Source organism: Paraferrimonas sedimenticola (genome assembly GCF_002282855.1).
Lineage (GTDB): Bacteria > Pseudomonadota > Gammaproteobacteria > Enterobacterales > Shewanellaceae > Paraferrimonas > Paraferrimonas sedimenticola.
This window is the reverse complement of sequence record NZ_NRIR01000008.1, coordinates 160,289-174,037: the sequence shown is the minus strand read 5'-3', so window position 1 is coordinate 174,037 and position 13,749 is coordinate 160,289. Positions and strand designations below refer to the sequence as shown.

The window sequence follows — 13,749 nt, the reverse complement described above, 5'->3', positions numbered from 1 at the left end:
TAATTTAGGTGTTATGTTGCGCAGTTGTGATCGGCTTCACGTGGAATTTCAGAGGGGCATGTGGTGGAGGAGTTTGAACACAAAAAAGGGAGCGAAAATCGCTCCCTTTTGATTCAACCTCAGTTAATTCTACTTTGAATTACCGAGCCACTTGTTGAGCTGTATTAGCGCTCAAATCTGTGGAATGCGTCGATACCGAAAGTCTTACCGTTCGAGTGACAAGTTGCACAAGACTCGTTGGTAGAAGCTTCGTACCAGAACTCACCGTACTTGTTAGTTGCGATGTTAATTTCACCGCCGTTCTGAGTCATGTGAGCAACCGCTTGGTCATCACTGTGACAGGCAAAACAGTTCGCAGTGATTGGACTGGTCATCACACCTGAAGTACCGCCATTGATTGCCTTGGACAGGATGAACTGGTTAGGTACTGCGTACAGGTCGATGCCACCTGAGTGACAAGACACACAGTTGTCCGCGTTCAAACGGTCAGCAGAGTTAGCAACACCGTTGCCTTCTTCGTCAACCTTGCGACCAGAGTTCATGTTACCTTCACCCCAGTGCATGCTGTGAACCATTGGGCCGAAGCCTGGGCCAGAGTATGCTGCGCGACGGTCTTGACCGTTGTTGTGACAAGCGACACAATCCCAACCGCCTTCTTGATAGCTACCGTTTTTGTGGTAGTTCATTTCGCTGTTGTGACAGTCGGTACATGCAGTTGCGTCAACGTTGTGACGGCGTTCATAGTCGCCCTGTTCTTCAAACTTCGGAGCGTCTACTCGATCATCATCATAAAAATCAGTAGAAACTACTTTGGAGAAACTAGTTTTCAGAGTACCACCGGTGTAACCAGCAAGGTCACCGTCTAGCTCGCCAAGACCGAAGGTAGTACGAGTACTTGCAACTAAATTAGCGTTGTCATAGCCAACATCTAGCTTCGGCCAGCAGATAGAGCGAGTGCCTGATTCACGTTCTTCGTAAACGTGAGTATTGCGGACGATAGCACGCCCAACAATGGTCTTGTTCTCGGAGTCGTAACCATGGATATATGCACCCGCATAAGTCAATGTGTGGTCTGCATAAAGGTCTGCAATATTCAATTGAACTTCGGTATCACCAGTTACATCAAACAGGCTCAAATCGGTACAAATACCACCAGTTTGAACGATGTCATTACCGTCCGCATCCTTGGTTGGAATTTGAACGTTAGCATCCCAGTAAGGCGCGCCAGTAGTGGTTTTGTAGTTAACGCGAACTTCTTTGCGCTCGTTGATACCAGCAACTTTTTGAGCGTGAACTTCACGAATGTCTAGACCAGAAGAAGCCAGTGAAGAGGCTAGCATCTGAGTTGACTCGTATGAGTGACAGTCAGTACAACCGTTACCAGTAATATCAGTGTTCATTACTGGTTCAGCGTGACAGGTATAACAGTTAGCAGGAGTGAAGTCTTTTTCAAACTCTTGGTGATTGATGTGACCAATCTTCTGCATGGTGTTCTTAGCGTAGCCACCGGTGCTGTCGTAGTTACCGTCAGCGTCTTTGCCGCGAGGAACATTGTTGTGACACATCATACAACCACCAAGCAAGTCGGTATTACCTTCAAGGTCATACGCAGTCTGTGATGGGTGCTTAAGCTTAGAAGTTGCATAGTCAACGTGACAAGTGTGGCATGTCTCGGTGGTAGTAGTATGCAAGTTGTCTGGCTTAGCAATGATGGTGTAAGGGGTAGAAGCGATTTCACTTTCACCGCCACCAACTTGCAGACGAATCAGAGCGTCGGTGTCCGACTGAACTGAAGCCATTGGAGCAACAAACTGATAGATGCCGGCATCGGTCATGGTCAGAGTTGCGCCTTCGTCAGACGCTTTAACGGCACCACCTACGCTGCCGTCACGGGCGCGTTGAATACCGTTTTCAGTCATTGCTGCTAGGTAAATAGAAGCGTCTTGTAGACCGGCGATAGCAACGCCGTCTTCGTTTGCAATGCTGAATTCGACAGTGACTTTGCCGTCTTCAATCATGTGGTCGATAAGTTGTAGATTGGTGACTTCGGAAGACTCAACAACCTGACCTGGGCCTTCTGGACCCTCTGGACCTTCTGGGCCTTCAGGACCTTGAGGACCTTGTGCTCCATCTTTGCCGTTACAGCCAGCTAAGCTAGCAGCAGCAAACATAGCTACCCATAATAGTTTTTTGTTCATCGTGAACCCCTGCATAGTTTTCATTGTTATTGACCAGCAGTTAAGCTCCTGCTTTTACTGCGAATCTGTCGGAATCCTATCAAGGCACCCGTTTTTTGACGTGATCTGCTTCAACTTTATCTCGAAAGGGGTACAAATCCGGCGGGATCTGTTAATCCTTAGGCAGATCGATTAACAACTGAACAGCCGCGTGTGACGAATGTCACAGTTTGAGAGTGGTAATGGCTATCACTTAGGCCTAAGTGTTTTGTTTTACGCTAAATCAGTAACAGAGCGGCTACAAATTAACCGGGCGTTAGCTTTGGCGTTGGAGAGGATCAAAAAGCCCCAATCCAAGGATCGGGGCTTTGGTTTGGTTAACTATTATTGTTAGTTAACATTGTGGAACTTGTCGATACCAAAGGACTTGCCTTCAGCGTGACAAACAGCACAAGATTCTTGAGCTTCAACAGTGTTGTCAGAGCTTGAGTTCAAATCACCACCGTTTAGCTCAACGTGCGCCTTGGCTGAATCACTGGTGTGACAGCTAGTACAGTTGGCTGAGATAGGTGCTTTGCTACCGCTGTTCTTAACAAGCATATAGAAAGCTGGAACGTCATTTAGATCCACGCCATCGCTGTGACAAGCTTTACAGTTTGCACCGTCTAACTTATCCGCAGAAGCTTTGGTCGAATCAAATGCACCACGCTCTTTCGCTTTTGCACCGAAGTGGAAGTCGTGGATCATTGGACCCCAACCTGCTGATTCGCCACGGGTCATGCCGCTGTTGTGACAGGCGATACAGCCCAGACCACCTTCACTCAGACCGCCATAGGTAGCGTGAGGTTTGGTTTTCGCCGTGCCGTCACCCTTATCGTACATGAAGATATCTTCAAGAGTGTGCGCGGCGTTGTGACAACCAGTACAGCTTTCATCCGACATTACATTGCGAATTTCGTGAGAGTTTGCATGAACCATGACGTTCTTGCCGTCACCGGTAACGTCAGTCCAGGTCAAGCGTACTGAACCAGCGAGGTCATAACCTGGCAACCAAGCTCCTGGCTCTGCAGGTTGAAGTTCACGGTCATCATTGAAGTACTCTTCTGCAATCCAGCAGATAGCCATTACATTTCGACTTGGTTCAAATTCGACGGTTTTCGGAGCCGTACGGTTGTGCAAAGCTCGGTTTACAAACAACTTGTTATCAGCGTCGTAGCTATGAAGGTAAGTACTCAAATAGAACTCATTGTTCTCGTACATAGTTTGCAAATCAACACCAGGCTTCGCGGTAACATAGTTACACCACTCGCCTTTACGATTTTGAATCACTTCTACAGAGAATGCGTTGTCTTGAAGCAACTGCTTGCGTTTGTCTATGTGCTTAGCTTCGTGAATCGCACGGTAGTCTGCATCAGCTGCAAATGAGCTAGAGCCCATGCTTGAGTGACAGTCAGAACAACCACGCCCGCCTTCTGGCATAGTGATCGCTTGGTCCACGTGACAAGAAGTACAATTCAGTCCGTCAAAACCTGCAACGAATTCTTTGTGGTTTACGTGACCGATTTTCTGCATGGTGTTGGTAGCGTAGCCGCCAACACCTGGCACGTAGTCACCGTTGTCGTCTTTTGGCGACTTGGTGATTTGGTTGTGGCAGTTCATACAGCTGTCAACAAAAGCAACTTGGCCTTCTTTGTCGTCGAACAAGTTGCTGTACTCGCCCATGTAGTCATTGGCGTGAGCACCGTAGTACCAGTCTGGATTATTTTCGTTGAAGCTTTCGTGACATGTAAAACAACCTGAATCGGTAGTGGTCTTAGCAAAGGCTTCGGATGTGCGTACAATCAGGTACGGAGTTGACGGGATTACATCGCCACCCACGCGCAGTGAAATGTGAGCATCCATATCTGGAGTTACAGAGATTGGAGTGGTGAACTTGTAGATACCAGTCTCGGTTTGTTCTAAAGTCGCGCCTTCGGTCATTTCCGGACCGTAGCGACCTTCTTTGTGGCTGTAGTAGCCAGTACCACCGTCACGAGGAGTACCCAAACCGCCGTCTTGAACAGAAGCTACTTTCGCGTAAGCGCGGTTTAGCTTGTCTACGGCAAGGCCTTCTTCGTTGGTTACTTGGAATTCGAAGCTGATGACATTGTCACCTAGCTCGTAGCCGATGATATTGACGTTAGTGTCATTGATGATTTCAGCCACTGGTGGTGTAACACCTGGGCCTACTGGGCCGGTTGGGCCTTGCGGTCCTTGAGGACCTTGTGGGCCGTCCTTGCCGTCGTTACAGCCAGCTAATCCCGCCGCCGCAAACATGGCTACCCATAATAGTTTCTTGTTCATACTTACCCCTGCAAGGTTTAGTAAAATCTAATTTATGTTTTTATTAGAAAAAGTTTGAATAATTCCAAACGCAGGCTCGATATTATTAACAAGTTCCTACTACTAAGGTGATAGGGATCAATTATTTGAAGTTGGTGAAATTTTTCGCAATTAAGCTGGGATCCAGTTGGCCAACCGCGGATCAGACGCAAAAAAAAGAGTGACGTAAGTCACTCTTTTTTGTTGGTCATTTGTTGCCAAATATTGTCAGCTATTTAAGGCTGCCAATATAGTTTGACAGGGCCAAAATATCTTCATCTGACAGTTTCTTGGCAGTGTCTTGCATCATGCCGTTCAGGTCGTTGTTGCGCTGACCGTCGCGGAACTTTTCTAACTGACCTTTGGTGTAAGCCACATGCTGACCGGCAACCGCTGGGAAGCCAGCCAATTCAACGCCTTCGCCGTTAGGACCGTGGCAAGCGATACATGCAGTAATACCGCGGTTTACATCACCACCTGTGTACAGCTGCTTGCCGTGCTCGTCGGCTTTAGCGGCTGGGTTTTCGCTGCCTGTTTGTGAGGCGTAGAAAGCGCTTAGGTCAGCAATTTGCTGGTCGGTTAGTGGCATAGCCATGCCTAGCATCACAGGGTCCATACGGCCTTGTGCGCCACCGGTTTTACCAGCTAGACGAAATTCGGTTAATTGCTTATTTAGGTATGCTTCATGCTGCCCAGCAATCTTAGGATACATGTCGATTGGGCTGTTACCGTCAGGACCGTGGCAAGCCATACAAAGGGCAGCGGCAGCTTTGCCAGCTTCGGCGTTGCCGACGATTTTGGCATCATCCGCAGCCATCGCAGGAGCAGACATGGCGGCAATCACAGAGAGAGTAAGGGCTAACTTTTTCATAGCGTTCCAACTTCTTTTTAGGATTATTATCTTGAGCTTACTTCGCGCTGCGGTAAGCGTGTTAATATAGGGATTTCGTGATCTGCGCCATATTTTACACTAAATTTGTCAAAAGTAAGCATTTGTTACGCAGAATTAGCACCCCTCATACATTTTTCGGTTGGAGTTAAGTTTGGAAACCTCTTTTATCGACTTTCGTCAGGCCAAATTTTTGACCAGTGCACCTGACATTCGTCACCTTGGCGCTGACAAAGGAATAGAGATTGCCTTTGCGGGCCGCTCGAACGCTGGCAAGTCCAGCGCCTTAAATGCCTTAACTCAACAGAAAAGTCTTGCGCGTACTTCTAAAACGCCTGGACGTACCCAATTGATCAATGTGTTCGAGCTAGACCAAGATCGCCGCTTGATCGATCTTCCGGGCTACGGCTTTGCCCAAGTGCCATTGCACCTAAAAGAAAAGTGGCAAGCGGCATTGTCTGAGTACCTGCAAGATCGCGAGTCACTGTGTGGCATCGTGGTGTTAATGGACATTCGCCATCCGCTTAAAGACATCGACCAACAAATGATCGACTGGGCGATCCACAATCACCTGCCAGTGCTGGCGCTGCTTACCAAATGCGACAAATTGAAGCAGGGGGCGCGCAAATCGACTCTGCTTAAAGTGCGCAAGCATTATGAAGAGTATGCTGACTTGGTTCAGGTTGAAGTTTTCTCGTCGCTGAAAAAGCTAGGCATACCCCAATTGATTAATTGGTTAACCGCACACTACCAGTTGCCCGAAGCGCCTGCTAAAGACACTCCCACCGAAGAATAAGCAAAAAAAAGCCGAAGCTAAAAGCTTCGGCGAATAATCGATTACCAGCCTAAATCGGGGACTGGCTAACAAGACTCCAAGCCATTATAGATCGGTGCGATCGCTTTTTAAAGTAAATACTCTAAAAAATACTAAAGGCAGAAAAAAGCCCTGTCGCATAAGCCACAGGGCGCCACAATAAGCGGTTCTAGAATGCACTCACACCAGTGCAAATACATTGATCGAAAGATATAAAACTAACCCTTAACCCTTCGCCTTCAAGACTAAGGGCGGCCTGACCAATTACCAAGCGAATTTCTGTTTCTTAAACGGGATCTGTGATCTGAGATCTCAATTGATAAACGAGTGTTGCCAAACGCTGTGATCGAACCGAGCTATAGGAATTTAGGGCAAAAAAAAGACCCCAAATAGGGGTCTGAAAGAAGCAATTGAATTAGCCTTGATGTTGCTTGGAATAAACTATAACCCCGGCTTACTGAACCGAACCTGAATCTGCCTTATATTAGCAAAAACAAGTATTAATAAGCCCAGTCCGGCCAGTGATATCAGTAGCTGGCTGAGTTCGATGCCGTACACTTTAACCAGGCTAGAGCACTCCCCTGAATACTCCAGCCAACTTGGGTAAACGGGCGCCTCAAAGTTTAATGCGCAGGCGCCTTCTTCAACGCCCGCCTGGGCCTGAAAATGTTGAATCTGTTGATTGGTATGGCTTTGCTGAAGCGCCAGTGAAAGGTTGAGCGCGCCGATAAGCGCCAGGCCAATTAGTGCCAGCTGTCCCTTGTGTTGAGTTAGAGCCAGCACCACGGTGGCAAACAGTAGAGCGAGGTTGCTCAAGCGAAACCAATCGACCCAAGTGCCCAAGGCGAGTTGATAGTATTGGCTTAGTCCGAAAAGCAGAGCTTCGGTTAACGCGCAAATGCTTGCTAGCAACCAAAGCAGTTTTGTCGACGTCATAGATTTTTTTGAAGTCATAGATTTTTCTAAACTCAAAGGTGAGTTTCTCGCTCTTGTGTGAATCACAGCGCAGTATGCCGTTAGAAACTGCTAATGCATAGTCGATAGTTAAGGCATAATATTGAGTTTTTCATCCCTTGGAATCGAATCGTGACCCGTGTCGCAATCAATCTGCAGCTAGACTCTGAACAGCGGAATGCACTGACTGATGAGTTTGCCCTGTGCCATGACTCAGAAGCGCCCTATAGCTTGGTTTATCAAGACAATTGTCTGGGTCTGATTCAGCGCGATTTTGCTAAAATGAAGCCGGTTGTGGTGGATTTTGTCGGCGGTGCCGTGGGCCATCGTCGTAAATTTGGTGGCGGGCGCGGCCAGGCGATAGCCAAGGCGGTGGGGCTTAAAAAAGGTGCTAACCCCAGTGTCATCGATGCGACCGCTGGGTTAGGTCGCGACGCTTTTGTACTGGCGAGCTTAGGTTGCAAGGTCACCATGGTGGAGCGTCACCCGGTTGTCGCAGCCTTGCTGGCCGATGGGCTAAAACGCGCCCAAAGTGATGCAGACATTGGAGCTTGGGTAAGCGAGCGTATGCGTCTGGTGCACTCGCAAGGGCCTGACTATCTAGTTTCTGGCGCGCAGGCGGATGTGGTCTATCTCGACCCTATGTACCCCCACCGCGAGAAGTCGGCTCAGGTGAAAAAGGAAATGGCCATCTTCCAGGGGCTAGTGGGCGCTGACCTTGACTCGGACGCTTTACTGGCCGCGGCCAAGCAAGCAGCACTTAAGCGTGTGGTGGTAAAACGGCCGGATTATGCTTCGCCTATGGCCGAGCAAGCACCCGATAGCCAAATCGAAACCAAGAAGAATCGATTTGATTTGTACATTATTCAAAAACCGATAGCGGGAGAGTCATGAGCGACAAGGCGATTTGTAAGTGGAGTAAAAGCGCCTATCAAACCAAGTTTGAGCTATTACTGAGTTTTGTAGAGGACCCTAAGTTCATTTGCACCAAATGTGGCCGTGCGGCAAACAAGAAAAAAGTACTATGTAAGCCAAGATCCATGAAAGACCACCTTTAATGGTTGATTTTCCTACGCCCTTTCACAACAATGCCAGTTAGAAAAAAACACCTATCGGATCACTGTTAAAGGGGTACACTCTGATGCTGTCAGAAAACATGGTTAGCCGTTTAAACGAGCAAATTAACCTAGAATTCTTTTCTTCCAATCTTTACCTGCAAATGAGCGCCTGGTGTGAAGACAAAGGATACGAGGGAGCGGCTGAGTTTTTGCGCGCCCACGCCGATGAAGAAATGGAGCACATGCGCCGTTTATTCACCTATGTTAGCGAGACTGGCGCTATGCCAATCATTGGTGGCATCGACGCTCCTCAAGCCAAGTATGACAGCCTGTTATCTCTGTTTTCATACACCTATGAGCATGAGCAAATGATCACTAAGTGCATCAACGGCTTGGCTCACGAAGCATTCACCAATCAAGACTACTCAACCTTTAACTTCTTGCAGTGGTATGTGTCAGAGCAACACGAAGAAGAAAAGCTGTTTAAGTCTATCGTCGATAAAATTGAAATGGTGGGCGAGAACGGTCAGGCGCTATACCTGATCGACAAAGACTTAGCTGCAATGGCGGGTCAAGAGACTCCGTCAATCATGCAAGAAAGCACCGCCGAATAATAATAGCGACTATTATCAATGGATTGGCAGTCGATGACGAATCGACTGCCGCCTTTTCTTAGTTACAGGATTCCTTGTCGTGGATAACAAGCGCCCGATCTACATCCCCTACGCCGGCCCGGCGTTGCTCGAAACTTCTCTATTGAATAAAGGCAGTGCCTTTACTGCCGCAGAGCGTGACTCTTTTAATCTTGAGGGGTTGTTGCCGCACGCCATTGAGACCATTGAAGAGCAAGCGGCTCGTGCCTATCAGCAATACGCCTCGTTTAGCAGCGACATGGATAAGCACATTTATTTGCGCAATATCCAAGACACCAATGAAACCCTGTTTTACCGACTGGTTCAGAATCACATCTCGGAAATGATGCCGATTATCTACACCCCAACTGTGGGTATGGCGTGCGAGCAGTTCTCTACCATTTATCGTCGCAACCGAGGTTTGTTCATCAGCTATCCGGACAAGGACAGAATCGATGACGTGCTAAATAATTCTAACCGTCACAACGTTAAAGTGATTGTGGTGACCGATGGCGAGCGAATTTTGGGTCTGGGTGACCAAGGCATTGGTGGCATGGGGATTCCAATCGGCAAGCTGGCGCTTTACACAGGTTGTGGCGGTATTAGTCCGGCCTACACCTTGCCCGTTGTGCTGGACGTGGGTACCGACAATCCACAGCGTCTGCAAGATCCTATGTACATGGGTTGGCGTCACAACCGCATTAGTGGTGACGAGTACGACGAGTTTGTGGAAGCCTTCATTCAATCGGTACAACGTCGTTGGCCCGATGCGCTGATTCAGTTTGAAGATTTTGCACAGAAAAATGCGATGCCATTATTGCAACGCTACAAAGACAAAATCTGCTGTTTTAACGACGACATTCAAGGAACTGCGGCAGTGACCGTGGGCTCGCTGCTGGCCGCGTGTAAGGCCGCCGGCACTCAGCTCAAAGATCAACGCGTCACCTTCTTGGGGGCGGGCTCTGCTGGCTGTGGTATTGCTGAGGCCATTATTGCGCAGATGGTCGCCGAGGGCATTAGCGATGACCAAGCGCGCTCGCAGGTGTTTATGGTTGACCGTTGGGGCTTGTTGCAACAGGGCATGCCGAATCTGCTCGACTTCCAGCAAAAACTGACCCAATCACCTGAGGCTATCGAAGACTGGCAGCTAAGCGAAGACAATGTGTCTTTGTTGGACGTGGTGAACAATGCCAAACCGACTGTATTAGTTGGTGTTTCAGGTGCCCCAGGCTTGTTCAGCGAGAACATCATCAAAGCCATGGCCAGCCATTGTGAGCAGCCGATTGTGTTCCCTTTGTCTAACCCTACCAGTCGTGTCGAAGCCACGCCGGAGAACATTCTGTCTTGGACCGAAGGCAAAGCCTTGGTCGCCACCGGCAGTCCGTTCCCGCCAGTGGTATTGGGTGAGGAGATAGTTCCGATTGCCCAGTGCAACAACAGCTATATCTTCCCAGGCATTGGTTTGGGCGTACTGGCGGTGAAAGCCTCTCGTGTCACTGATGAAATGCTGATGGCCTCTAGCCGCGCTTTAGCCGAGTGCTCGCCATTGGCGCTGAATGGCGAGGGGCCACTGTTGCCACCACTTGAAGAGATTCACCAAGTGAGCAAGCACATTGCTTATGCCGTGGCGCAGACCGCGATGTCGCAGGGCATTGCTCAGCTGATGAGTGCCGAAGAGTTGGGCCAAGCCATCGAGTCTAATTTCTGGCATCCAGAGTATCGTCAGTACAAACGCACCGCGTTTTAAGGAGACTCTATGCAGCACAATCCGAGATTCGAAAAGCTGTGCCAACAGGCGGTGGCGCAAATTCAGGAAATTAGCCTAGCGCAGTACCAGGATTGGGTGAGCGAAGCACGCTCGATGACGCTGGTGGATGTGCGCGAGCAGAGCGAGTGGGCGGTGAGTCACTTGCCCAATGCTGAGTATCTCGGCAAAGGGGTGATCGAGCGCGACGTGGAAAAGCGTTATCCAGACTTGGATCAGGTGTTGGTGCTGTACTGCGGAGGCGGCTATCGCAGCGCGTTGGCCGCGCTTAACCTGCAATTGATGGGCTACCGTCAAGTGTATTCGCTGGCGGGTGGGTTTCGCGGCTGGAATTTAGCCGGGTTGCCCTTGCAAACCCCAGCGCAATAGTTTTGTCAGTTTGATCAAGCGCGCTATTTGCGCGCTTTCGGGTGAGCAAAGGGCAGCTGGAAGTAGACCACCTGGCCTTCGGGCATTTCGCTCAAATCTACTGGTTTACCCTCGAACCACACTTGTACCGCATCCTTATCGCCCAAGGTCACCGCAAATGGCGGACGACCTTGCAGCGTGATTTTATTACCGCTTTGAATCTGTCCATCCATTAGTACTTCTTTGCGACTATCGGCAACGCGCACACGAGTTTCCTCGTCGGCCTCTAAGCGAACGTGACTGAGCACGGTTTCTCTGTGCTTCTTACCATCAATAATACGGGTCGCTCCGTAAATGCCAATTGGCCACCACGGGTACCAAGGGTCTGGCAACCACCAAATTGGCGGCGGCACAACGATGACGGGCGGTAAAATTTCCGGCGGGTAGATTTCCCAATCTGGGTCGATTTCCGGCGGATATACTTCGTAGTCTGGGTCTATTTCTCCCGGTGGCACCACTCCATAGTCAGGGTCTATTTCTCCCGGCGGCATCACGCCATAATCTGGGTCAATCTCGTCCGGCGGAATTACTGTGTAATCAGGGTCTACGCTTTCTGGCGGGGTAACGCCGTACTCAGGGTCGAGATTGTCAATAGAATGTTCGGGCAGGGGCTCAGCGATAGCTTCAAATTCGGGCTCCGCTGGAAGCGGCTCGGCAATGGCCTCGTACTCAGGCTCAATGGGCTGAGTTTCGGGCATGTATTCAGGCTCTTGGTAAACGGGCTCCGCCGGCAAGGGCTCTGCTACCGCTTCATAGGCAGGTTGTACTGGCATAGGTTCAGGCATAGGGACAGGCTCGGCCATTTGCTCATAACCGAAATCACCAAAGTCACCAAAATCGCCAAAATCATCCATTGCCCAGCTATGCGCAGCCAGGGTCAAAGACGTCGCAAAGAGCAGACTTATCGCCTTTGTTACCAATCGCATAATTCACCTTATTAGGGTTTCCTACCATGATGCTATCAGGCTAACCCTGAACAGCACTTGATGGGATGGCCAATTATTGCGCGAATGTGTGTTTTTAGTGAGCGATGCGTCGATAAAATGCGGAAACAGTGTGATGTCGTCGCGATCAATGCGGTTTCACCCTGTCGAAGCGACCTTCGCCACTACTGACCTTGATTACTCCCCTCTTAAAACGAACCTTAATGTCATGCTTTAAGGTTTTTATATTCGCTTAAAATGAATTAGTGGTTCAATACAGTCAAAGGCTAAACGGCAGACACAGTTATTTCAGACTTTGCCTTAAGCATGGCGAAGTTAAACCACTAGAAGGTAAGCAACATGAAAAAGACTTTACTCGCATTAGTAATCGCATCAGTAACCATGAGTGCATCGGCGTTAGATCTCGAAGGTGCAGACAAGTACAAGTCGTATGAAGAACTTGGCATTATGCAACCGGTCAACGGCATTGTGGTTCCCGATGACAAGCAAGTGACAGCAGACAATGCCATTTTTGGTGTTCCTTTTAACCGTTATGCCTACCAGCACATGCGTGAGTTTTTCGCTTCTGCTGACGTTGCACCAGCGAAACAAGCCATCGAACTTGAACGTGCTATCGACAAGTCGGTTGAAAGCATCAAGATCAAAAACGAAGACGGTGTTGAGCGCAGTTTTGACCAGTTCATGGATGAGACATGGGGTGATGCAATCGTCGTCGTTCACGGTGGCAAGGTGGTTTATGAGAATTATCGCAACGGCATGCACAAAGACCAGCCACACCAAATGATGTCAGTCACCAAGTCGTTCGGTGGTCTTGCGGCAATGATGGCAATCGCTGATGGCAAAATCGATCCAAACGCCAAGGTATCTAAGTACGTGCCAGAACTTGCTGAAGACCGCGCTTTCGGTGGTGCAACAGTTCAACAGGTGTTGGATATGACCAACTCTATGAACTACAACGAAGACTATGCCGACCCAGAGGCCGACGTAGCACGCTACGGCGCTGTGATTGGCTGGCTACCTAAACAAGAAGGCAAAACTTACCCATCGAACATGTACGGCTTCTTGCAAGACATTAAGCTAGAAGAAGGTCTGAAGCACGGCGAGATTTTCCACTATCAAACCCCTAAGACTGACGTGCTTAACTGGGTAACGGGTAACGCTACCGGCACCTTGTTCACGGAATTCCTGCAAGATGACCTTTGGGGCAAGTTAGGAACCTATGGCGACACTTACGTACTGGTTGACCCAGTTGGTTTGGCGGTAGCGGGCGGTGGTCTAAATGCGACTCCTGACAACCTGGCTAAGTTCGCAGCAATGATGCTGAACGATGGTAAGTTCAACGGCGAGCAAGTTGTACCTAAATCAGTGATTGACCAACTAGCAGCAGGCGGTAGCAAAGAAGCATTTGGCAATGGCCCAGATGCAAGTGTGAACATGAAAGCCGGCGAGTGGTCTTACCGCGGTCAATGGTGGGTTAGCCACGTTCCAGGTGAAGAAGCATTCATGGCAATCGGTATTCACGGCCAATGGATCTACATCGATGTTGAGCGTGACGTAGCAATCGTTAAGCAATCATCTGCGCCACAGTCGATGACTTACGAGAACGAGCGCTATGACCTGAACGGACTAACCTCTATCGTTAAGTACTTCGCTAAGTAAGCAATCCGGTTACAGGCCAAAGGGAGTTGGCCGAGTGAACAAGCAAAAAAATCCACTGGCTATTAATTTAACCAGTGGATTTTTTTGA

General features: G+C 49.1%; 11 protein-coding genes. 6 read left to right on the top strand and 5 right to left on the bottom strand.

Annotated elements, in window-relative coordinates; genetic code table 11:
• Positions 1-164: 164 nt before the first annotated feature.
• The 3 genes from CLC93_RS14640 to CLC93_RS14630 all read right to left on the bottom strand — a co-directional run bounded on the left by CLC93_RS14640 (position 165) and on the right by CLC93_RS14630 (position 5,409).
• Positions 165-2,198, bottom strand: a complete 2,034-nt coding sequence (locus CLC93_RS14640; protein ID WP_245837170.1) for a multiheme c-type cytochrome — start codon at positions 2,196-2,198, stop codon at positions 165-167.
• A gap of 369 nt (positions 2,199-2,567) precedes the next feature.
• The gene (locus CLC93_RS14635; protein ID WP_095506732.1) at positions 2,568-4,520 is read right to left on the bottom strand and encodes a multiheme c-type cytochrome; all 1,953 of its coding nucleotides are present in this window, start codon (positions 4,518-4,520) and stop codon (positions 2,568-2,570) included.
• Between the two features lie 250 nt (positions 4,521-4,770).
• Complete coding sequence (locus CLC93_RS14630; protein ID WP_095506731.1) at positions 4,771-5,409, bottom strand: c-type cytochrome; 639 nt, start codon at positions 5,407-5,409, stop codon at positions 4,771-4,773.
• 172 nt (positions 5,410-5,581) lie between these two features.
• On the opposite strand from CLC93_RS14630, the gene yihA reads away from it, so the two are divergent.
• Positions 5,582-6,223: a ribosome biogenesis GTP-binding protein YihA/YsxC gene (gene yihA, locus CLC93_RS14625; protein ID WP_095506730.1), complete on the top strand. Its 642-nt coding sequence runs from the start codon at positions 5,582-5,584 to the stop codon at positions 6,221-6,223.
• Positions 6,224-6,682: 459 nt separating this feature from the next.
• Here the strand turns inward: yihA and CLC93_RS14620 are convergent, their stop codons facing one another.
• The gene (locus CLC93_RS14620; protein WP_095506729.1) at positions 6,683-7,195 is read right to left on the bottom strand and encodes a hypothetical protein; all 513 of its coding nucleotides are present in this window, start codon (positions 7,193-7,195) and stop codon (positions 6,683-6,685) included.
• Positions 7,196-7,342: 147 nt separating this feature from the next.
• Here CLC93_RS14620 and CLC93_RS14615 point away from each other — a divergent pair, with 147 nt between their 5' ends.
• The 4 genes from CLC93_RS14615 (at position 7,343) to CLC93_RS14600 (ending at position 11,019) form a co-directional block, all read left to right on the top strand.
• A complete protein-coding gene (locus CLC93_RS14615) occupies positions 7,343-8,089 on the top strand; it encodes a class I SAM-dependent methyltransferase (RefSeq protein ID WP_211286882.1) in 747 nt (248 codons plus the stop codon).
• A 247-nt stretch (positions 8,090-8,336) separates the two neighbouring features.
• Positions 8,337-8,867, top strand: coding sequence for a non-heme ferritin (gene ftnA / locus CLC93_RS14610; RefSeq protein ID WP_095506727.1), 531 nt, complete (start codon positions 8,337-8,339; stop codon positions 8,865-8,867).
• A gap of 79 nt (positions 8,868-8,946) precedes the next feature.
• Positions 8,947-10,632, top strand: a complete 1,686-nt coding sequence (locus tag CLC93_RS14605) for an NAD-dependent malic enzyme (RefSeq protein WP_425439859.1) — start codon at positions 8,947-8,949, stop codon at positions 10,630-10,632.
• 9 nt (positions 10,633-10,641) lie between these two features.
• The gene (locus CLC93_RS14600) at positions 10,642-11,019 is read left to right on the top strand and encodes a rhodanese-like domain-containing protein (RefSeq protein WP_095506725.1); all 378 of its coding nucleotides are present in this window, start codon (positions 10,642-10,644) and stop codon (positions 11,017-11,019) included.
• 23 nt (positions 11,020-11,042) lie between these two features.
• Here CLC93_RS14600 and CLC93_RS14595 read toward each other — a convergent pair whose 3' ends face one another.
• Positions 11,043-11,984, bottom strand: a complete 942-nt coding sequence (locus CLC93_RS14595; protein ID WP_095506724.1) for a DUF4115 domain-containing protein — start codon at positions 11,982-11,984, stop codon at positions 11,043-11,045.
• Positions 11,985-12,341: 357 nt separating this feature from the next.
• Here CLC93_RS14595 and CLC93_RS14590 point away from each other — a divergent pair, with 357 nt between their 5' ends.
• Positions 12,342-13,661 (top strand): serine hydrolase domain-containing protein, encoded by a 1,320-nt coding sequence (locus tag CLC93_RS14590; protein WP_095506723.1) that lies wholly within the window; start codon positions 12,342-12,344, stop codon positions 13,659-13,661.
• The last annotated feature ends 88 nt before the right edge of the window (positions 13,662-13,749 follow it).

Bases quoted from the DNA above. Each gene is read 5' to 3' on its own strand.
- ftnA (WP_095506727.1), top strand. From the start codon at position 8,337: ATGCTGTCAGAAAACATGGTTAGCCGTTTAAACGAGCAAATTAACCTA.
- CLC93_RS14600 (WP_095506725.1), top strand. From the start codon at position 10,642: ATGCAGCACAATCCGAGATTCGAAAAGCTGTGCCAACAGGCGGTGGCG.
- CLC93_RS14595 (WP_095506724.1), bottom strand. From the start codon at position 11,984: ATGCGATTGGTAACAAAGGCGATAAGTCTGCTCTTTGCGACGTCTTTG.
- CLC93_RS14620 (WP_095506729.1), bottom strand. From the start codon at position 7,195: ATGACTTCAAAAAAATCTATGACGTCGACAAAACTGCTTTGGTTGCTA.
- CLC93_RS14640 (WP_245837170.1), bottom strand. From the start codon at position 2,198: ATGAACAAAAAACTATTATGGGTAGCTATGTTTGCTGCTGCTAGCTTA.
- CLC93_RS14635 (WP_095506732.1), bottom strand. From the start codon at position 4,520: ATGAACAAGAAACTATTATGGGTAGCCATGTTTGCGGCGGCGGGATTA.
- CLC93_RS14590 (WP_095506723.1), top strand. From the start codon at position 12,342: ATGAAAAAGACTTTACTCGCATTAGTAATCGCATCAGTAACCATGAGT.
- CLC93_RS14630 (WP_095506731.1), bottom strand. From the start codon at position 5,409: ATGAAAAAGTTAGCCCTTACTCTCTCTGTGATTGCCGCCATGTCTGCT.